Below are 21183 nucleotides of genomic sequence, written 5' to 3'. Positions count from 1 at the left end.
TAGTATTTTAGTTTTCGCATTTTTAACATGAAAGTATTAAAAGTATAAAGTTAGAAAACGACTCTTTTCGTGTGATAAGAGTCGTTTTTGTATTCTTATTATTAAAAAGGTAAAAGTAAAAATATAACGAATATATATGACATATCTCATATGAAATTTCATGTACTGTATTATTTTATTAATTTAAATAAATTTCAAGAAAGTATAATATAATTCAGTTAGCATATAGAAGTGTTTGATGAGAATGTAAAGGAGAAAATATGAAAAAGAAGATTAATAGAATTGTAATGATTATTTGTATATTAGCAGGTTTTACAATCTTTTTATATTTACAGAATAATTTAATAAGTATAACTGAGATTAAAATAACCTCTAGTAAAATACCATCCTCTTTTAAAGGGTATAAAATTCTACAAATTTCAGACTTACACAATAAAAAATTTGGTGATAATCAAGATGTGTTAATTCAAAAAATGAAAAGTATAGACCCAGATATTATTGCAATTACGGGTGATTTAATTGACAGTAAATCATACGATACAGAAGTTAGTATGCAATTAATACGAGAAATGGTAAAGAAGTATCCTGTATATTTTGTGACAGGAAACCATGAACAATGGTCTGGAAAGTATAACAGTTTAGAAAAAGAGTTGAAGAAATATGGTGTCAATGTTTTAAGGAATGAACATGTAGGCATTCGAAAGGGTGAGCAAGAGATAAACTTGCTAGGTATTGATGATCCAGAGTTTGGTACTGGAAACCGTGATGAAGGAAATATTATAATAGATGAAATTAAAAAAGCAAAAATTGAAATGCAGTCAGATAGATATAATGTATTATTATCCCACAGGCCTGAATTTATAAAGGAATATACGAATGAGAGGTTGGATTTGGTTTTATCGGGACATGCTCATGGAGGGCAAGTTAGATTGCCATTTATCGGAGGATTAGTTGCGCCAAATCAAGGTGTTTTACCTAAATATACAGCGGGTTTATATGTAGAACAAAATACATCAATGGTAGTGAGTAGAGGATTAGGAAATAGTATCATTCCGCAAAGGATTTTGAATAGGCCAGAAATTGTAGTCGTGCAGCTAAATTAAGCTGTACGATTTTTTTTATACAAAAATGAGTAAAGGGGCTTTCTGTATTTTGCAGGAGTAAACATTACAATTTTGTTAAAAATTTTCTACGTTACATAAAGTAACAAAATTTGACCCTCAGTGTTTGTTATAGTGTAAATAATCAAAAAACTTAAAATTTGTCGAGTGAAAATTGTGATAAGTAATTCATATAAAAAACTTAAAGGGGTGTACACATGCATAAAGAATATGAAATTGAAGAATACACGGCGATTGAGGAACAAATCCATTATTATTGTAAATGTTTATTAGTAAGTCATCCTGATCAAATAATAAAGTATTTAGAAAAAAGGTTAGAAAAATATGCAGAAACATTACAATATGCACATTTATATCCTGACACAGTTATTTTACCGTTACAGCAATTAGTTATCGAATATTCTTTAGACGTTGCTAGAATTCGGAAGTATATGAATTTAAAAACGTAAAGTGAAATTTATAGTTTAAATGAAACAGAGTCGACTTTAGGAAATGAAATGCTAATGTCGACTCTGTTTCATTGTTTAATATCGGTGATTGAACATACATACTAATCAACGAAGTTTGACATATAATTAAGCAAGAGTAAAATAAAAGTGAGTACTCACTCATTTTTATTGGAAAAGGAGGATGAAACGTGCAACAACCTTCAATTATTTTACGGACTGTATCAAAAAGTTTTGGAAAAAAAGAAGTGTTACACAATCTTTCATTGCAAGTTGAAAAAGCAGAGATTTTTGGTTTTGTTGGACCTTCTGGATCGGGGAAAACAACGCTCATTAAAATGATTGCAGGTATTAATGAGGCAACGAAAGGTGAAGTGCTTGTTAATAATACTAATATGCCTAACTTAAATGAAATGAAACGAATTGGTTATATGGCCCAGGCGGATGCATTATATGAAGAATTGTCAGCATATGAAAATGCAGATTTTATAGCAACGATGTATGGATTAAAGGGAAAAAGTAAAAAGACAAGAATTGCAGAGGTTTTTGAACTTGTACAATTGTCACAGTATATGAAAAAGCAAGTACAACAATTTTCAGGTGGAATGAAAAAACGCTTATCATTAGCAATAGCACTCCTCCATGAACCAGAAATATTAATTTTAGATGAGCCTACAGTGGGGATAGATCCGCTTCTTAGGAAAACGATTTGGGAAAAATTTTATGATCTTAAAAAGAAAGGCACAACGATTATTGTAACGACGCACATTATGGATGAAGCTGAATTTTGTGAGCGTCTAGGATTAATTAGAGAAGGGAAACTAGTTGCGGTTGGAACAACTGAAGAATTGAAAAAACGCGTGTCATCTGGACGGATTGAAGATGTCTTTTTGTTGGAAGAGGTGGTGTCATCATGAGAGTTACTGGTGTAATCATTCGTATTATTCGCCAATTTTTTCGAGATAAGCGTTCGTTAGCGATGATGTTTGGGGCACCAATGTTATTACTTTGGCTATTATCGCTAGTGTTTACACAAAAAGACTATATACCGCAAATTGCTGTTGTTGATATGCCCGCTCAAATAGTAAAAGTGATGAAAAATCAAGAAGCGTCAATTTATGAATACAGTAAAGAAAACGCGATTTCTGAGTTAAAAAAACAAAAGGTAGATGCAATACTTCGAATAGAGAATGGAAAAATGAAACTTCTGTTGGAAGGTAGTGATTCGTCAAAAAATCGTGCTGTACTTCAAGTATTGCAAAAAAGCACAGAGAAGAATGATGTATCGATTATGAAACCTGAAGTAAATTTTTTACATGGCTCTAAAGACTTTACGATGTTTGATGGGCTTGGTCCTGTATTAATTGGTTTCTTTACATTTTTCTTTGTATTTATATTATCAGGTGTATCCTTCGTAAGAGAACGTTTAAGTGGTACGCTAGAAAGGTTATTATCCACCCCAATAAGAAGATGGGAAATAGTCGCAGGTTATATTATTGGTTTTGGAATCTTTGCCTTTATACAATCCATAATTATCGTAAGTTTTTCCGTTTATATTTTAGATTTATACGTAGCTGGCTCCATATGGCTAACGCTACTTATTACATGTATGCTCTCTTTAACTGCACTAACATTAGGTACGTTTTTATCGGCATACGCAAATAATGAGTTTCAAATGATTCAATTTATACCGCTTGTTATTGTGCCACAAATCTTCTTTTCTGGATTGTTTCCAATGGAATCTATGAACAAGTGGCTACAAATGTTAGGGAAAGTATTTCCACTCACATACGGCGCTGACGCAATGAGACAAGTGATGATTCGGAATCAAGGGTTTACAGAGATTGCATTAGATCTTACTGTATTATTACTTTTTTCAATATTATTTGCAGTAGGAAATGTATTTGCTTTAAAGAAACATCGCAAAATATAATAATGACAAAAAGGAGCTTTATAAATGCAGAAGGATTGGCTGGAGGAATTAATAGCTGCAACTAATACGGATAAAAAAAATGAACGTCAAATGCGAATATTAGAGGCGGCTGTTGATATGTTTGGAGAAAAAGGATACGCTTCAACTTCAACAAGTGAAATTGCAAAACGGGCTGGTGTAGCGGAAGGAACAATCTTCCGCTACTATAAGACGAAAAAAGATTTATTACTAGCGGTCGTAATGCCAACTTTAACTAAGTTCGCTGCACCATTTTTCGTACAAACCTTTGCAAAAGAAATATTTAAATCGGAGTATGAATCATATGAAAGACTTTTAAGGGTTGTAATTCATAATAGGTTTAAATTTGCTCAAAAACACTTTCCTATGATAAAAATATTAATTCAAGAGGTGCCATTCCAACCAGAACTGAAAAATGAAATACAGCAATTAGTAGAAACAGAACTGTTTTCACATTTCAAAAAATTGATTGTGAAATTTCAAGAAGTAGGGGAAATTATTGAGATACCACCATCTTCCGTACTACGTCTTACTTTATCAGCTGTATTAGGTTTATTATTAACACGATTTTTATTATTGCCTGAAGAAAAATGGAATGATGAAGCGGAAATTGAAAATACGATTCAATTTATATTGTATGGATTAACTCCACGAATGTAAGCGTTGAAATGTGAATTACATACATTACTTTTAAGTAAAAATAAATCGCCTTTAAAAAGGCGATTTATTTTCATTATATATTTTTGATAAATAAGTACTTGTTTACTAAAAACATTCTAAATCAGCGTGTTTCTTTGTCTCTTTTTCTAAGACCTAATAATCCTGCTAGTCCTAATAAACCAAGCCAAGCCCAATTATTATTTCTATCACGATTATCATTTAAATCATTTGTTGTATTAACATTTCGAGTTCTTACATCATTATTAACTCTGTCTAAGTTATTGTCATTTACTCGAGTTGAAATATCAGTGTTATTAACTCTATTCATATTATTTCCATCGTATTCAGCTTGCGCAGATGTACCTAAAAACATAATAGATAGTGCTAAAACACTTAAAATAGATGATAATTTCTTTTTCATAACAATCCCTCCTTTCTTAATCATTAATTTCTCCGAAGCAAGTGTGTATTATTCATTTCACAATATCTAAACCCTCATTAATAAGGCGCACATTTATAGAAAATAGAGTTGAATGATTGTTAATATATCATTGGATATATATTTCTCATAAAAATAAATGAATCAAACTTTGCTTAAAATGTTAATCTTAGTACAATTTATATTATACGGGCTAGCACTAAGGAGGTAATAAGATGCGACAATTTGCAAAACCAACAATCGTCGTAAGTAAATGTTTAGAATTTGATGCTTGTCGTTATAATGGAGAGATGATTCCAGATGTAACAATACGAAATTTGCAGCCATTTGTTACATTTATACCTGTTTGTCCAGAAGTCGAGATTGGATTGGGGACTCCTCGTGAAACGATACGAATTGTAGAAGAAAATGGTGAGAATAGACTTGTGCAACCGTCGACACGAGAAGATGTAACTGAAAAAATGGAGCAGTTTTCAAATGACTTTTTACAAACGATACCGGATGTGGATGGTTTTATTTTAAAGAATCGTTCACCAAGTTGTGGTACGCGTGATGTGAAAATTTATTCTGGTTTTGAAAAAGCGCCAGCAAAGGGAAAAGGATCGGGCTTATTTGGCGGAGCAGTAGTAAAAAAATTTTCGCATCTTCCTATTGAAGAGGAAGGCAGATTGTCGAATTTTATTATTAGAGAGCATTTCTTTACAAGGCTATTTACAATCGCATATTACAAAATGATTAAACATAGTAAAAATATAAAAGACCTTGTATCGTTTCAGTCGGACAATAAATATTTATTTATGGCATATAATCAGGTGAAACAAAAGGAATTAGGGCGTATAATTGCAAATCAAAAAAATGAAAAGATTGAAGTGGTATTTGAAAACTATGAGAAGACTTTATATGAATTATTTATGCGTGCGCCCCGTTATACATCGAATGTAAATGTATGCGAGCACATTTTTGGATATTTTAAAACAAAGTTAAAAAAACAAGAAAAAGATCATTTTATAGAACTGTTACAAAAGTATGCAGAAAAGAAAATACCACTTAGTAGTTTACTTACAATTTTAAAATCATGGGCTATTCGATTTGATGAAAAGTATTTATTAAGACAAACATATTTCGAACCATACCCTGAAGCATTAGTAGAAATTTCTGATTCCGGAAAAGGTAGAGATTATTAAACAATAAATTACATAATTCGACACAAAACCTCCTATGTTGTTGTAGAACAATGTAGGAATTTTTTTGTGCATTAGTACAGAATCTGTTTTAAAATTAAGTTATGACAGAATTGTAGCAATTGTCTAACTAATATTCCTGTCTTTTAAGTTGTTATGTTTGTAGTAGAAACTCGCACGCTGTCGAAACTCAATATTCGATAAGGGGTGTGTAGCGGAATGGAATTTACTCTAACTCGCGAAAAACAAATGATTAAAGAAATGGTACGTGACTTTGCTGAAAAGGAAATCGCACCGAAAGCTGTATATTATGACAAAACTGCAGAGTTTCCATATGAAACATTTCAAAAAATGGGCGAACTAGGATTATTAGGCATCCCATTCCCAGAAGAGTATGGAGGTTCAGGTGGCGATACGGTATCGTATGCGTTAGCAGTTGAAGAAATTGGTCGCGCTTGTGGTGGCACCGGTTTAAGCTATGCTGCAACAATTTCATTAGGTGCTTCTCCAATTTATTATTTCGGTACAGAAGAACAAAAACAAAAGTATTTAGTTCCAATGGCGTCAGGTAAAACATTAGGTGCCTTCGGATTAACGGAGCCGAATGCTGGATCAGATGCAGGTGGTACTCAAACGAAAGCGGTATTAGATGGTGATGAGTATGTAATCAGTGGTGAGAAGTGTTGGATTACAAACGCAGAGTATGCAAATACAATTATCGTAACCGCTGTCAACGGTATTGAAGAGAATGGTAGAAAACGTATTTCTGCATTTATCGTGCCTACTACGAGTGAAGGATTAACGATTTCAAGTCCTTACGATAAGATGGGTGTTCGTGCTTCTAATACTTGTGAAATCGTACTTGATGGTGTTCGTGTACCGAAAGAAAATATTCTTGGTGATGTAAATAAAGGTTTTAAACAATTTTTATATACACTTGATGGAGGGCGTATTTCAATCGCAGCATTGGCAGTTGGTATTGCGCAATCAGCCTTTGAACGTGCATTGCAATATGCGAAAGAACGTCAACAATTTGGAAAGTCAATCTCTAATTTCCAAGCGATTCAATTTAAATTAGCTGATATGGCGACTGAAGTAGAGTTAGCTCGTAATTTAGTACATAAAGCAGCTTGGTTAAAAGATAACGATAAACCTTTCGGCAAAGAAGCGGCAATGGCAAAACTATTTGCATCGGAAGCGGCAAGCCGTATTGCGAATCATGCAGTACAGATTCATGGTGGATATGGCTATATGCGTGAATATGAAGTTGAACGACATATTCGTGATGCGAAACTATTAGAAATTGGTGAAGGAACTTCTGAAATTCAACGTCTCGTAATTGCTAGACATTTAGGATGTAGATAAAAGGGAGGAATCACTATGTTTCAAAAAATATTAATTGCGAATCGCGGGGAAATCGCTGTTCGTATTATGAAAACTTGTCAAAAACTTGGTATTCGCACTGTTGCTATTTATTCTGAAGCAGATGAAAATGCCCTTCATGTGAAGATGGCAAATGAAGCTTACTTAGTAGGTGGACCGCGTGTTCAAGAAAGTTATTTAAACCTTGAAAAAATTATTGAAATAGCTAAGAAGACAAATGCAGAAGCGATTCATCCGGGTTATGGTTTATTATCAGAGAATCCGTCTTTTCCGGTTCGTTGCAAAGAAGAAGGTATCGTATTTATCGGTCCTTCAGAAGAAATCATTACGAAGATGGGAAGTAAAATCGAATCACGTATCGCAATGCAAGCAGCAGATGTCCCAGTAGTCCCAGGTATTACTACAAATATTGAAACTGCTGAAGAAGCAATTGAAATTGCAAAACAAATTGGTTATCCATTAATGCTTAAGGCATCCGCAGGCGGCGGAGGCATTGGTATGCAGTTGATGGAAACTGAGCAAACGCTCACCAAAGCGTTTGAAAGTAATAAAACAAGAGCGCAAAACTTCTTTGGTAACGGAGAAATGTATTTAGAGCGATATATAGCAGATGCGCATCATATTGAAATTCAGCTTTTAGCAGATACACATGGTAACACAGTGTATTTATGGGAGCGTGAATGTTCGGTACAGCGCCGAAATCAAAAAGTAATCGAAGAAGCACCTTCACCATTTTTAGATGAAGGTACACGAAAGGCGATGGGAGAAGTTGCTGTACAAGCTGCCAAAGCACTTGGTTATACAAATGCAGGTACAGTTGAGTTTCTTGTAGATGATCAGAAGAACTTCTATTTCTTAGAGATGAATACGAGATTACAAGTAGAGCATCCAGTGACAGAAGAAATTACGGGATTAGACCTTGTGGAACAGCAACTCCTTATCGCAAGTGGAGAGAAACTATCATTTACTCAGGATGATGTAAAACGTAGTGGTCATGCCATTGAAGCTCGTATTTATGCAGAGGATCCGAAAACATTCTTCCCGTCACCTGGGAAAATTACAGATTTAACATTACCGTCAAATGTACGGATTGATCACTTCTTAGAAAATCATGTAACGATTACACCTTTCTATGATCCAATGATTGCGAAAGTCATTGCACATGGCGAGACTCGTGAAGAAGCAATTTCGAAATTACATGATGCTCTAGAAGAATTAAAAGTAGAAGGTATTAAAACGAACACGCCAATGCTACTGCAAGTTTTGGAAGACGAAGTGTTCAAAGCGGGTATTTATACAACGGGTTTTGTAACGAAACAACTCGTTAAAAAATAAGATCTAACAATATTAAGGGGGATAAAATGATGACGAAAGTATACGCATCGATGGCAGGAAACGTTTGGAAGATTGTTGTAGGAGTAGGAGATACAGTAGAGGAAGAGCAGGATGTCGTCATTTTGGAATCTATGAAAATGGAAATTCCAATCATTTCAGAAGAAGCCGGCACAGTTATGAAAATTAATGTGCAAGAAGGCGATTTTGTAAATGAAGGAGATGTATTATTAGAAATTGAATAGGGAGATATAGGGGGGAAGCGAATTGAAACTACCTAATTTTGCTGTCATTAAAGAAGTAGGACCACGTGATGGTTTACAAAATGAAAAAAAGATTGTTGGCACAAAAGATAAAGTAAAATGGATTCAACTACTTACAGAAGCAGGATTGTCGTATGTTGAAGTTTCCTCATTCGTTCACCCAAAATGGGTCCCAGCATTAGCGGATGCAAATGATGTGTTTTCTGAGCTGAAAAGGGATCCAAATGTTACATATGCTGCGCTTGTTCCGAACCAAAATGGTTTGGAACGAGCTTTTTTGCAAAATGTAGATGAGGTGAATGTTTTTTTATCAGCAAGTGAATCTCATAATAAAAGTAATATTAATAAATCGATTAAAGAAGCGTTAGTTGTAATCGAAGATATAACAAAACAGGCATTATTCGAAGGGAAAAAGGTAAGAGGCTATGTTTCTACTGTATTTGGATGTCCTTATGAAGGGGATATAAGTGTCACAGCAGTTGACGAATTATGTAATCAACTATTTTCATACGGCATTTATGAAGTTTCTCTTGGGGATACAATCGGTGTAGCGAATCCATTACAAGTAGAACAAGTATTAGAACATCTATTAAAGAAGTATGATGCTTCGCAGTTTGCCATGCATTTTCATAATACGTATGGAATGGCTCTAGCAAATGTAGTTAAATCATTAGAATACGGTATTACAACATTTGATAGTTCTTGTGGTGGACTCGGGGGCTGCCCTTATGCACCAGGAGCATCAGGTAATGTTGCTACTGATGACCTAGTACATATGCTCCATAAATTAGGAGTTCAAACGAATATAGACGAAGAAAAGTTATTGCGAGCTAGTCAATTTATTCAAAGTAAGCTAAATATCCAATTACCGAGTCATGTGTATAGAGCGCTTCAACATAAAACGATAAGTAGGTGAGAAGATGCTACAATTACAAAACATTTCAGTTGATTATGTAACACCTCACGTTGTAAAGATTTCGTTATATCGTGAAAGACAAGCAAACTCATTATCTTTAGCGTTATTAGAAGAGTTACAAAACATATTAACTCAAATAAGTGAAGAGTCCAATACGCGTGTAGTTATTCTAACAGGTGCTGGTGAAAAAGCATTTTGTGCTGGTGCTGATTTAAAAGAACGTGCTGGTATGAATGAGGAACAAGTTCGCCATGCTGTTAGTATGATTCGCACGACTATGGAGATGGTTGAACAATTACCACAGCCAGTTATTGCTGCTATAAATGGAATCGCACTTGGTGGTGGTACGGAATTAAGTTTAGCTTGTGATTTTAGAATTTCTGCTGAATCTGCAAGTCTTGGTCTTACTGAAACGACACTTGCAATTATACCAGGAGCGGGTGGTACACAGCGCTTACCGAGATTAATTGGTGTTGGTAGAGCGAAAGAATTAATTTATACAGGTAGACGTATTTCAGCGCAAGAAGCAAAAGAATATGGTTTAGTAGAATTTGTTGTACCAGCTAATTTACTTGAAGAGAAAGCGATTGAAATAGCAGAGAAAATTGCTAGTAATGGACCTATTGCTGTTCGATTAGCAAAAGAGGCAATTTCAAATGGTATTCAAGTTGATTTACATACCGGATTACAAATGGAAAAACAAGCGTATGAAGGTGTAATCCATACGAAAGATAGATTAGAAGGATTACAAGCATTCAAGGAAAAACGCACACCAACGTATAAGGGGGAGTAAATATGTTAGATCAAAAACAACAATCTAATTCATTTGAAGAACGAGTTGAAACGATTAAACAAGGCGGCGCACCAAAGTATCATGAACAAAATAAAGCAAAAGGAAAATTATTTGTTCGAGATCGTTTAGCGCTTCTATTTGATAATGGCGAATATGTAGAAGATGCATTATTTGCTAACTGTGAACAAACAGGCTTACCTGCGGACGGCGTTGTAACGGCAACGGGTAAAATACATGGTCGTACTGCGTGTGTAATGGCCAATGATTCTACTGTAAAAGCTGGATCATGGGGATCACGCACAGTTGAAAAGATTTTACGTATTCAAGAAACAGCTGAAAAACTACGTGTTCCGTTATTTTATTTAGTTGACTCTGCTGGAGCGCGTATTACAGATCAAGTAGAAATGTTCCCAGGGCGCCGTGGTGCAGGAAGAATCTTCTATAATCAAGTGAAATTATCAGGTAAAGTTCCTCAAGTATGCTTATTATTTGGACCTTCTGCAGCTGGTGGTGCCTATATTCCAGCCTTTTGCGACGTTGTAATGATGGTAGAAGGAAATGCATCTATGTATTTAGGATCTCCTCGTATGGCTGAGATGGTTATCGGTGAGAAGGTAACTTTAGAAGAGATGGGCGGAGCTCGTATGCATTGCTCTGTATCAGGATGCGGAGATGTTTTATGTAAGACAGAAGAAGATGCGATTACACAAGCAAGACAATACATTTCATATTTTCCAAACAACTACTTAGAAAAGACTCCATTGGTTACACCTCAAGAACCGAAACAATTCGATAAAACGTTAGAACAAATCATTCCAGAAAATCAAAATGCTCCTTTCAATATGAAAGATCTCATTAATAGAGTTATTGATGAAGGTTCATTCTATGAAGTGAAAAAATTATTTGCTCAAGAGCTAATTACAGGCTTAGCACGTATTGATGGTAAGCCAGTTGGTATTATTGCAAATCAGCCGCGTATGAAGGGCGGCGTATTATTCCACGATTCAGCTGATAAAGCTGCTAAGTTTATTAATTTATGCGATGCATATCATATTCCATTATTATTCCTTGCGGATGTACCAGGATTTATGATTGGTACAAAAGTAGAGCGTGCCGGTATTATTCGCCACGGTGCAAAAATGATTTCTGCAATGAGTGAAGCAACTGTACCGAAGATTTCTATCGTTGTTCGTAAAGCATATGGCGCTGGTTTATATGCGATGGCAGGTCCAGCATTTGAACCAGATTGCTGTCTGGCATTACCGACAGCCTCTATTGCGGTAATGGGTCCAGAAGCTGCGGTTAATGCTGTATATGCAAATAAAATTGCAGCTTTACCAGAAGAAGAGCGTGCTAGCTTCATTGCTGAAAAACGTGAAGAGTATAAGAAAGATATTGATATTTATCATTTAGCATCAGAGATGGTGATTGATGGTATTGTTCATCCAAACAATTTACGTGAAGAGTTAAAAGGACGTTTCGAAATGTATATGAGTAAATATCAAGTATTCACAGATCGTAAACATCCTGTATATCCAGTTTAAAAGCCCTATTTAGGGCTTTCTTGCTCAAAAAGTTAAGGAGGGGAAAACATTGAAACAAGCAGTTTGGTTTCCAACAGAAGAGTACAAGGAAAAAACACGTTTATATGGTTGGATGAAATCATTGGGATATGAAGACTATGAAACTTTTTATAATAAATCTATTGAGGAAACAGCTTGGTTTTGGGGAGAGGCAGAAAAAGCAGTAGGCTATCAATGGATGAAACCTTATACAGAAGTGTTAGACTTAGAAAATGGTACACCGTTTGCACAGTGGTATAATGGCGGAACATGTAACGTTGTAGAATCAGCTTTATCTCGCTGGCTTGCGGATGAAGAGACGAGAATACAGCCAGCACTTCAGTACGAAGGGGAAAATGGAACTTCAAAATCATTTACATATGAAGAGCTTGACAACTGGGTAAGCCGTGTTGCAAATGGTTTGAAACATGCGGGTATTGAGAAAGGTGATCGTGTAACAATTTATATGCCGATGATTCCAGAAACAGTTGTTGCGATGCTAGCTGTAATGAAAATCGGAGCAATTATTTCACCAATATTCTCAGGCTTTGCGTCTGATGCAGTCATGACACGTGTGCAAGCGGCAGGTTCAAAAATGATTATTACCGCAGATGGATTTTCACGCCGCGGTAAAATTGTTTCTTTAAAAGATGAAGTAGATAAAGCTTGTGAACATTGCCCAACTGTTGAAAAAGTTGTTATCGTTCGTCATGCAGGAAATGATTTTACACCACATAACTATGATTTTTCGTGGAGTACGCTAGAAAAAGAAAAACCATTCATACATGCCGAGGAAATGCAAAGTGATGATCCATTAATGCTCATTTATACATCAGGAACGACTGGTAAGCCGAAAGGAACAGTACACACGCATGCAGGATTTCCTTTGAAAGCAGCTTTTGATGCAGGATTTGGAATGAATATTAAACAAGGTGATCGTGTATTATGGGTAACTGATATGGGCTGGATGATGGGGCCGTTTCTATTATTCGGTTCACTCATTAATGGAGCAACGATGGTTATGTACGAAGGTGTTCCAGACTTCCCAGAAGCAGACCGGTTATGGGAGACAGTTGATAAATATGAGATTACTCATCTAGGTATTTCGCCAACGTTAATCCGAGCATTGATGGCAAAAGGTGATGAGTATGTCAATAAACATTCTTTAAAGAGTTTGGAAGTATTCGCATCAACAGGAGAACCTTGGAATCCTGATCCATGGATGTGGCTGTTTGAAACAGTTGGAAAAGGAAATGTCCCAATCTGTAACTACTCAGGTGGAACTGAAATCTCTGGTGGGATTTTCGGTAATGTTCTTATTAAGCCAATAGCACCGATTAGTTTTAACGCATCTTTACCAGGAATGGCAGCTGTCGTACTGGATAATCAAGGTAAACCAATTCGAGATGAAGTCGGAGAATTATGCTTAGAGAAACCTTGGGTAGGTATGACGAAAAGCTTCTGGGAAGATGATGAACGTTACGTAAACACATATTGGTCGCGTTTTGAAAATAAATGGGTCCACGGTGACTGGGTCATTTACGATGGTGAACAATATATCATCACAGGGCGTTCAGACGATACGTTAAATATTGCAGGTAAACGTATTGGACCTGCTGAATATGAATCTATTCTTGTGAAACATAACGATGTAATCGAAGCTGCTGCAATTGGTGTACCTGACGAAGTAAAAGGTGAAGTTTGTCATTGTTTTGTAGTGTTAAGAGACCATGTAACATTTACAGGGGAATTAAAGAAAGAATTAATGAGTTTAGTAAACTCTCATATTGGAAAAGCGTTGTGTCCTAAAGACATCCACGTTGTAGAAGATTTACCGAAAACACGTAATTCTAAAGTAATGCGTCGTGTTATTAAAGCAGCTTACTTAGGAAAAGAATTAGGTGATTTATCATCGCTTGTAAATCCTGAAGTAGTTCCGTTTATTCAGGGGTTACAGTCTAGTAAATTATAAAATTAGAAAGGATCTCTATATAAATAGAGCTCCTTTTTTATGTTTATAAAAAGAGAAGAAGTGAAGTTGATGAAGAAGAAAAATTCTACTATTAGTGTTAAGTATGTTTTTTAGTTTTTATCAAAATACGATATTATGGAATGTCTATTCAATGGAGAAATACTAATTTACAACAACAAGGTGATGACAAAGCGTGACTGCTTATATGTCTGTTTAAACCTTTACGTGTTAATATATAAAAAGCTGACTATAAGCAGTCAGCTTTTTATATATTACATTCTAGTATTTATCTCGCTATTTGCCGGGCAGTAGTGCCCCCACCTAAAAATTCAGCGAAAGCAAGGAAGTAGGTGAGGGATCAACTTTCCGGAAAAGCCCGATTGGTTCCAAAAGACATATTCTTTCCTTTACGTTGACATTAAAAATATTACCAATTTTTTCTTTTACAATGGCAACAAATAAAGAAACATTTACAACGACACTTATTTCGTTTAGAACTCCAATCATCATCACGATGACACTTTTCTTTAGATTTCCACCAATCATCATTACAATGTTTTTCCTGAGAACTCCAATCGTCATCACAATGACACTTTTCTTTAGATTTCCACCAATCATCATTACAATGCTTTTTCTGAGAACTCCAATTATCATCACAATGATGCTTTTCTTTAGATTTCCACCAATCATCACAACAATGCTTTTTCTGAGAACTCCAGCAATCATTTTTCCAGGACATTTATTTCTACCTCCTTTCAATAGTGTTCATATTATTCTATGTTTTAATAAAAAAATGGCTTGTTTATTAACCTACTATTTTATCTTTATATGATAGAGTGTCTTCTACTCGATATAGAATTCATACAAACTATGCTAATTTTTAAGAGAAAGTGGAGAGAACTACTACTAGTTATGGTATTTTTCAATAAACACTTGTTGAAGAAAATGTTCTGATTACAAATAATATCTTATTTTCGAGTACGCTTTTTAAATGTATATTTCACAATGAAAAATGGGAAATCCACAAATAAAGTCTATGTATATGTGAGTTAATGGGAAAATCTAGTGTGTTTTTAAGGGGCGTCTTATTTAAAAGAAAAAAGGTTTGTTTTAGAAAGTGGTGTCTAAACATTAAATGGAGTAGGACTAAATTCACGGCCGCTCATTAAAAAGCTTTTAATTAGGAGAAGTCTGTTTTTATAATGAATAATGAAAAGAAAGTTTGGTACAATTGTTTGTTTTTTTCTTTTTATGTGTTTGCCTCGTACCCTTTTAAGCTAGTGGACATACTTTACTAATAGAAAGGATTAGGGGGTGAGGTATTGGGTTCTCGATTTAATAATTGTAAAAAGAAGTGTACATGTAAACAAGATGATTGTTGGGAAGTATTCGAAGAGTGTAAAAAAGAACAGCATGAGAAATGTGATAATTCTTGTGTACAAGGAATTAGAGATGAACTTAAGAAATTAATTAATCGAACAGTTCAAATTAATACAGAGGGACGTACTTATGTAGGTACTGTTTCGTCTGTAAGTTGTGATGTAGTTAGGCTTGCGGCTATTCCTGGATCGGTTGGAGTAATTATTTCCATTTGCAAAATTGAAGCAATTTTCCCACCGGTTACAACGGTTACTGCTGACTTTGATTTTAATGGTATTGATGTAGCAAACAAAGCATAATTATGCTGCTTTTTTGTAAAGCCATTCACATGAATGGCTTTATTTTAATTTTATATAAAAGGAGAATATATTCTTTATATAGAAATAAGTTTGAGGTTATAAAGCATGATGTACGAAAGGAGCAAGGAAGTGATTAAACTAGAAAGCTTTAAGAAATCTGATTTTAAACAATTAATAAATTGGATTAATTCCGAAGAATTTCTAATACAGTGGTCAGGAAATGCATTCACATTTCCTTTAGACGAACAGCAATTAGAGAAGTATATAGAAAGTGCAAATACACTCGCTTTCAAAGTGGTAGATGAAGAGACTTCAGACGTTATTGGACATATTTCGCTTGGGCAAATAGATAATATTAATAAGTCCGCTAGAATTGGAAAAGTATTAGTTGGTAATACGAAGATGAGAGGACGTTCTATAGGAAAACATATGATGAAAGCAGTACTTCATATTGCTTTTGACGAATTAAAACTACATAGAGTAACTCTTGGTGTGTATGATTTTAATACATCGGCCATTTCATGTTACGAAAAAATAGGGTTTGTAAAAGAAGGCTTATTAAGAGAGTCAAAAAGAGTAGGAGAAACGTATTGGAATTTATGGGAAATGAGTATGTTAGAATATGAATGGAAGAAGTAGCAACGATAGTAATTTATAATTATATTATGTTAACAAAGGGGTTTGGTGGGTATAGTGGATAATAAAACAAAAATAATTTCAATTGCAGCTGTTTCGGGAGGAGGTAAAACTACAATTACAGAAAGATTAAAGCATAAGTTTAAAAACTCAAAAGCTCTATATTTTGATAGTTATACATTTGATAACTCTCCTGCTGATATTTGTAAATGGATTGATGATGGGGCGAATTACGACGAGTGGGTATTAACACCATTAATTCATGATATTGAGCAACTTATACAAAATAATACCTTAGACTATATTATTGTAGATTATCCTTTTGCATACTTAAATAGTGAGATGCGAAAATTCATTGATGTAACTATATTTATTAATACGCCTTTAGATATTGCGATGGCTAGAAGGATTTTGCGAGATTTTAAGGAAGGTACAATAGATGAAATACATAATGATTTGGAACATTACATGACATATGCGAGAAAAGCTTATTTAGAGGCAATTCATACTGTTAAGCCGAATTCAGATATCATATTGGATGGTTCTTTATCTGTAAGTGAAATAATTAATCACGCTGTAGAGGAACTTGGCCGAAGAGAAGTGATTGTCAATGGTTAAATGTATAACAGATGCTGTTAGGTGGATAATTGAAGTAAGGGAGAGAGAAATGTGTACACTTTATTTCAATATAATTGGCAAGTAAGAGATGATTGGTTTAAGTGGTGTGAACAACTTTGAGAGGAAGATTTACTTTGCAAACTGGGGGTATGTTAGAAACATGATTTCATATTGTAGATGTAGAGTATAGTTGGATTAGTGCTCTTCAAGGAGAAGAAGATAGCGAACCGCAATTTAAAGATTATCAATCGATTCAAAAAGTGAAAGCGTTATCTGATTTATATAAACGAGAACTTGAAGTTTTTTTTGCAGTCATGATCATCTAGCCTAGAATGCTAGCACACTTAAAATAAGCCGTATAAAAAGTTAATCATTGGTGCTTTGATTATATAACGTCTGCGAAATAAATAGTGTGAAGGACAGCTATTCTAACAAGTATTTTATGTAACGTTCGTATATTTAAATTTTTTTGTAATTAATCGAATTCTAATTTTTTAGAAACGGATAATGAGGTATGGGTGGTGCTCTTTTTATTGAATAAAATGAGTTTATTTTTCGGAATTTCCTTACAATATAAAAATTAAAATTTTATTTGTTGTTAAGAAAATATATGAGGAAAATAAAAAAAGAGGGCTAATGCCCTCTTTTTCTTTTAATTTGGTAATTAATCACAGATTGGTATCCCAAGCACTCTTAGAGCTAATGCTACTTGAAGGGAAATCTCTAATCTAGCAATTTCAATACCAGCTACTGAAAGAACTAAAAAAGGTTGTCCGTTTACAAATACAACGCAACTATCCATAGTTAAGCCTCCTTTCTAGTAATTTACTATAGTATATGAGTAGAACTTTAAAGTGTAATAGTTCAATTGTTGGATTTAATAGAATTAATAGATTAACCCATTTAAACTAAACAAACGAACACAACGAAAGGAAACAGAGATGGATGTATGCCTCAAAAAACATAGGTTTTAAGACATGTAATGGGATATTAAATTTATCATATTGGTCAGCTATCTATATGGGCGAGAGAGTTAAACTTGCAACCAGTTTCAGCAAATTTGCTTGGAAGAGGATGATAGAATTAAAAACCGACTTGCATCTCAAGCGCAAGTCGGTTTTATATATATAAGAAGATTTCTTAATTGAAATCCTCGGATTTTTTCTGACGTATATGTAAAAACATTAAGGTGGTAATGATTAAAAAAATCATTATAGTTTGTATAATTAAATTTTTAAACTGAAGCAATATTGTCCAAGATGTAAGGGCGTCTTTAAAAGCTTGGAGTGCAGAGTACGAGGAAGGATCAAAACCATACTGGAGCAACTTTTTTGTTTCAATAAATGAAATGTTTTCTTCATCTGCATCTAATATTACTGAAATTAGTCTAGTATCTCCAAGTTTTGCTGTACTGACAAAACTATAATTACCGTTAGTTGAAAAACTAGTTTGTAAGCCATCAACACCTTGAAGTTTAATGTTTTCATTAAGGGAATATATCATTTTATTCGTATTGAAAACCTGGGAATCTTTGAAGGTAAATTGGTAAGAGGTTAGTTTCGTAATATTCAATACATCTGGAAAATCTTTTACTAATCGTGCTGCTAGTTTAGCTGCGTCTATCGCTGTTGTAGTTGATTGTTTATTTGTATTATTATTAATTCCAGTAGAGTTTAGAAATGGAGATGGTTGTAATAACTTTAGTTCTTTTGCTTTTTTATTCATTAATACTGTAAAGTTATCTTCATTTCCAGCAATGTGTTCTGCTAGGGCGAGTGCAGAACGATTATTCCCTGCCAGTAGCAATGCATGAAGTAAATCACGAACCGTTGTTTTATCATTCGATGTTACTTGTATAGGGCTTGTTTCTACTCGGAAAACTTCGTTACTTATTTGTACTAAGTCATCTAACTGTATTTTTCTATCATTTAGTTGCTCCAATACGATATATTCTGTCATTAATTTAGATAAAGCAGCTGATTGTACTGGAGTTTCTTCATTTTTTTTATAAACAATTTCACCTGAATTAGCATTTATTAAAATAGCTGATTTAGCTTGAATAATCGGACCATTTACATAAAGATAAAAATATAAAACGATAAGTGCAGTAATAAAAAAAGATAATAATAGAATAGCGAATTTCTTTAAGAATTGCATAAGCGATCCTCCTATTATGACATCAATAATAGTATTGTAAAAAGGAATGCTTAATTAGGAAGAAAGAAAAGGTAAAGAATTTCTAAAGAATTATAAAGGATTATTAAATTTAGGGTAATTATGGAAAAAGTTCAATTTCTTATATGGTAAGAAATTGAACTTTTTATTTGTAATATTAACATTTGTATGGGAGTAGTTTTACAGTGAATGTTGTTTTTTCGTCATCACTATATACTTCAATTGTTCCTTTATGCAATTCGACTATACTTTTTGCAATTGCTAATCCAAGTCCAGATCCACCAGTGTTTGTAGAGCGAGATTTCTCAACGCGATAAAAACGTTCAAAAATATGAGGTAAATCCGTACTAGGAATAGGTTGTCCGTAATTTGTTATATCAATTGTAATCATATTATTGCTTTCATAAGCAGTAAGGTCAATATAGCGACCTTCGCTTCCATAAGCGATAGCGTTTATAATAAGATTTTCAAACACACGCACTAATTTGTCACCATCAGCTAATACCATGAGCTTTTGAGACGGGAAAGAAGGCCGACATTCTATATTAGCTTCTTGAAATTGTATACGGAATTGAACAGTTAATTGTCCAAGTAACTCTACAATATCAATAGGAACAGAATACAAGCTTAATTCTTTATTTTGAACACGTGTATATTCGAACAAGTCATTCATTAATGCATTAAGACGAGTTACCTTATCGTAAATGACTTGAATATAGTATCGCAATTCCACTTCATCTCTATAATTATCATGATGGATTAAATTTACGTATCCAACTATAGAGGTAAGGGGAGTGCGTAAGTCATGTGATACATTTGTAATAAGTTCACTTTTTGCTTGTTCAGCTTGTCTTTCTTCATCAATGGAGACTTTTAATTGTTCAACAATTTCATTGACCCCGATTGCTAATTCTTCTAGATAATTATGATTTACAATAGAAACTTTATGATTGAAGTTTCCATTTGCAATATAACGAATTTCTTCTATCATTTTTTTTATACAAGTTTCATAATAAAGTTTTTTCTCGTGACGATAAAAAATGTAAAGATAGGATGAAAAAATAGAAAATAAAAACAAATAAGATACAATCATCATCCATAAAGACTCTTTAATCCCTTTATACTTTTCATAACCAAAAATTCGAATGAATTCTTTACCGAGTTCGGTTAGAGTAAGTGAACTTTCAATTACACTCGTAACGAGGCGATAAATAATTAATTCAGTAATAGGAGTGAGTGTGATAGCTAATAAAAGCCAAAAAATAAGTTTCCATTTAGGAATATCTTTTAATATATCAAATGCTTCATTTCTCAATTTTATAGCCAACTCCCCAAACAGTATGAATAAATTTTTCTCCATTTATTACTGTTTCAAGTTTATCTCGTAAGTTGCTAATATGGACCATTACCGTCTTATTTGAACCATAACCATCTTCATTCCAAACGCGTTCGAAAATTTCTTCTGAACTAAATACTCTTCCTGTATTACTCGCAAGTAAATATAAAATATCGAATTCAATAGAGGTTAGTTTAATGTACTCTCCATTTACTTTAACTGTATGATTATGTTTGTGTATTTCAACAGAGCGAATACGAATAATACCATCTTCATTCTTTTGCGAAGTAGCATTTTGGAAAGAGGATCTTCGTAATAAAGCTTTCACTCTAGCTACTAATTCTAATGGATTGAATGGTTTGATCATATAATCATCGGCACCTGTCATAAGGCCTAATATTTTATCCATATCTTCTGCTTTTGCACTAAGCATTAGAATTGGTACAGTATTATTTTCACGCACTTCCTGACAAACTTCTAATCCGTTTCGTTTTGGCATCATAATATCCAAAATCATAAGGTCAACTTCATATGTAGAAACCTTTTGCAATGCTTCATCGCCATCATAAGCTTTATAAATGTTATAGCCTTCATTTCGCAAATAAACAGCAAGTAATTCAACAATTTCTTTATCATCATCAATAATTAATATGTTTTTATTCATTGTGTAGTTCCTTTCCTTACAAATCATCAACATTACTATAATATCAAACATTTATG

The 21183-nt window shown here is 33.9% G+C and carries 22 protein-coding genes and 2 pseudogenes; 18 read left to right on the top strand and 6 right to left on the bottom strand.

Features of this window, described 5'->3' with window-relative positions:
- The first annotated feature begins 260 nt into the window (after nucleotides 1-260).
- The 5 genes from DN404_RS27290 (at nucleotide 261) to DN404_RS27270 (ending at nucleotide 4178) form a co-directional block, all read left to right on the top strand.
- Nucleotides 261-1103, top strand: a complete 843-nt coding sequence (locus tag DN404_RS27290; RefSeq protein ID WP_149215700.1) for a metallophosphoesterase — start codon at nucleotides 261-263, stop codon at nucleotides 1101-1103.
- 215 nt (nucleotides 1104-1318) lie between these two features.
- Nucleotides 1319-1570, top strand: coding sequence for a hypothetical protein (locus DN404_RS27285; protein ID WP_000548621.1), 252 nt, complete (start codon nucleotides 1319-1321; stop codon nucleotides 1568-1570).
- Between the two features lie 188 nt (nucleotides 1571-1758).
- Nucleotides 1759-2484, top strand: coding sequence for an ABC transporter ATP-binding protein (locus tag DN404_RS27280; protein ID WP_001187075.1), 726 nt, complete (start codon nucleotides 1759-1761; stop codon nucleotides 2482-2484).
- Entirely contained in the window at nucleotides 2481-3500 is a 1020-nt protein-coding gene (locus tag DN404_RS27275; RefSeq protein WP_149215699.1) for an ABC transporter permease, read from the top strand. Before DN404_RS27280 ends, DN404_RS27275 begins: the two co-directional genes overlap by 4 nt.
- Before the next feature lie 24 nt (nucleotides 3501-3524).
- Complete coding sequence (locus tag DN404_RS27270) at nucleotides 3525-4178, top strand: TetR/AcrR family transcriptional regulator (protein ID WP_149215698.1); 654 nt, start codon at nucleotides 3525-3527, stop codon at nucleotides 4176-4178.
- A gap of 121 nt (nucleotides 4179-4299) precedes the next feature.
- Here DN404_RS27270 and DN404_RS27265 read toward each other — a convergent pair whose 3' ends face one another.
- The gene (locus tag DN404_RS27265) at nucleotides 4300-4599 is read right to left on the bottom strand and encodes a WGxxGxxG family protein (protein WP_049107879.1); all 300 of its coding nucleotides are present in this window, start codon (nucleotides 4597-4599) and stop codon (nucleotides 4300-4302) included.
- 233 nt (nucleotides 4600-4832) lie between these two features.
- Between DN404_RS27265 and DN404_RS27260 the strand changes: the two genes are divergently transcribed.
- The 8 genes from DN404_RS27260 (at nucleotide 4833) to DN404_RS27225 (ending at nucleotide 14019) form a co-directional block, all read left to right on the top strand.
- On the top strand, nucleotides 4833-5801 hold the full coding sequence (locus DN404_RS27260; RefSeq protein WP_044306560.1) for a YbgA family protein: 969 nt from the start codon (nucleotides 4833-4835) through the stop codon (nucleotides 5799-5801).
- Nucleotides 5802-6017: 216 nt separating this feature from the next.
- Nucleotides 6018-7163, top strand: coding sequence for an acyl-CoA dehydrogenase (locus DN404_RS27255; RefSeq protein WP_149215697.1), 1146 nt, complete (start codon nucleotides 6018-6020; stop codon nucleotides 7161-7163).
- A 15-nt stretch (nucleotides 7164-7178) separates the two neighbouring features.
- On the top strand, nucleotides 7179-8516 hold the full coding sequence (locus DN404_RS27250) for an acetyl-CoA carboxylase biotin carboxylase subunit (RefSeq protein WP_016098542.1): 1338 nt from the start codon (nucleotides 7179-7181) through the stop codon (nucleotides 8514-8516).
- 26 nt (nucleotides 8517-8542) lie between these two features.
- On the top strand, nucleotides 8543-8758 hold the full coding sequence (locus DN404_RS27245) for an acetyl-CoA carboxylase biotin carboxyl carrier protein subunit (RefSeq protein WP_001987345.1): 216 nt from the start codon (nucleotides 8543-8545) through the stop codon (nucleotides 8756-8758).
- A gap of 22 nt (nucleotides 8759-8780) precedes the next feature.
- Nucleotides 8781-9692 (top strand): hydroxymethylglutaryl-CoA lyase, encoded by a 912-nt coding sequence (gene mvaB / locus DN404_RS27240; protein ID WP_000775436.1) that lies wholly within the window; start codon nucleotides 8781-8783, stop codon nucleotides 9690-9692.
- A 4-nt stretch (nucleotides 9693-9696) separates the two neighbouring features.
- The gene (locus tag DN404_RS27235) at nucleotides 9697-10485 is read left to right on the top strand and encodes an enoyl-CoA hydratase (RefSeq protein WP_149215696.1); all 789 of its coding nucleotides are present in this window, start codon (nucleotides 9697-9699) and stop codon (nucleotides 10483-10485) included.
- 2 nt (nucleotides 10486-10487) lie between these two features.
- Nucleotides 10488-12029 carry an acyl-CoA carboxylase subunit beta gene (locus tag DN404_RS27230; protein WP_000886744.1) on the top strand — a complete coding sequence of 514 codons (1542 nt, stop codon included), beginning with the start codon at nucleotides 10488-10490 and terminating at the stop codon, nucleotides 12027-12029.
- A 49-nt stretch (nucleotides 12030-12078) separates the two neighbouring features.
- Nucleotides 12079-14019, top strand: a complete 1941-nt coding sequence (locus tag DN404_RS27225; RefSeq protein WP_098610939.1) for an AMP-binding protein — start codon at nucleotides 12079-12081, stop codon at nucleotides 14017-14019.
- Between the two features lie 321 nt (nucleotides 14020-14340).
- On the opposite strand, the gene DN404_RS27220 is transcribed toward DN404_RS27225, so the two are convergent.
- Nucleotides 14341-14778, bottom strand: coding sequence for a hypothetical protein (locus DN404_RS27220; RefSeq protein ID WP_171009802.1), 438 nt, complete (start codon nucleotides 14776-14778; stop codon nucleotides 14341-14343).
- A gap of 563 nt (nucleotides 14779-15341) precedes the next feature.
- Between DN404_RS27220 and DN404_RS27215 the strand changes: the two genes are divergently transcribed.
- From DN404_RS27215 to DN404_RS31085, 4 genes and pseudogenes are all read left to right on the top strand, one after another.
- Nucleotides 15342-15698, top strand: coding sequence for a hypothetical protein (locus tag DN404_RS27215; RefSeq protein WP_000535577.1), 357 nt, complete (start codon nucleotides 15342-15344; stop codon nucleotides 15696-15698).
- Nucleotides 15699-15803: 105 nt separating this feature from the next.
- Entirely contained in the window at nucleotides 15804-16337 is a 534-nt protein-coding gene (locus DN404_RS27210; protein ID WP_000990082.1) for a GNAT family N-acetyltransferase, read from the top strand.
- Nucleotides 16338-16382: 45 nt separating this feature from the next.
- Nucleotides 16383-16952 carry a nucleoside/nucleotide kinase family protein gene (locus DN404_RS27205; RefSeq protein WP_370512808.1) on the top strand — a complete coding sequence of 190 codons (570 nt, stop codon included), beginning with the start codon at nucleotides 16383-16385 and terminating at the stop codon, nucleotides 16950-16952.
- 51 nt (nucleotides 16953-17003) lie between these two features.
- Nucleotides 17004-17266: pseudogene (locus tag DN404_RS31085) on the top strand (DinB family protein); the annotation flags it as partial.
- 350 nt (nucleotides 17267-17616) lie between these two features.
- Here DN404_RS31085 and DN404_RS27195 read toward each other — a convergent pair.
- Nucleotides 17617-17754, bottom strand: a complete 138-nt coding sequence (locus DN404_RS27195) for a DUF3956 domain-containing protein (protein WP_000376554.1) — start codon at nucleotides 17752-17754, stop codon at nucleotides 17617-17619.
- Nucleotides 17755-17919: 165 nt separating this feature from the next.
- On the opposite strand from DN404_RS27195, the pseudogene DN404_RS31440 reads away from it, so the two are divergent.
- A pseudogene (locus tag DN404_RS31440) lies at nucleotides 17920-18030 on the top strand (DinB family protein); the annotation flags it as partial.
- A 62-nt stretch (nucleotides 18031-18092) separates the two neighbouring features.
- Here the strand turns inward: DN404_RS31440 and DN404_RS27185 are convergent.
- From DN404_RS27185 to DN404_RS27175, 3 genes are all read right to left on the bottom strand, one after another.
- Entirely contained in the window at nucleotides 18093-19109 is a 1017-nt protein-coding gene (locus tag DN404_RS27185) for a D-alanyl-D-alanine carboxypeptidase family protein (RefSeq protein WP_001160054.1), read from the bottom strand.
- A gap of 175 nt (nucleotides 19110-19284) precedes the next feature.
- Nucleotides 19285-20442: a sensor histidine kinase gene (locus DN404_RS27180; RefSeq protein WP_001243307.1), complete on the bottom strand. Its 1158-nt coding sequence runs from the start codon at nucleotides 20440-20442 to the stop codon at nucleotides 19285-19287.
- Nucleotides 20432-21127 (bottom strand): response regulator transcription factor, encoded by a 696-nt coding sequence (locus DN404_RS27175; RefSeq protein WP_001038807.1) that lies wholly within the window; start codon nucleotides 21125-21127, stop codon nucleotides 20432-20434. Before DN404_RS27175 ends, DN404_RS27180 begins: the two co-directional genes overlap by 11 nt.
- Nucleotides 21128-21183: the final 56 nt, after the last annotated feature.

Source organism: Bacillus sp. TE8-1 (genome assembly GCF_008368855.1).
Lineage (GTDB): Bacteria > Bacillota > Bacilli > Bacillales > Bacillaceae_G > Bacillus_A > Bacillus_A cereus.
Note: the sequence above shows the minus strand (reverse complement) of the source record. Positions and strands in the feature narration are given on the sequence as shown.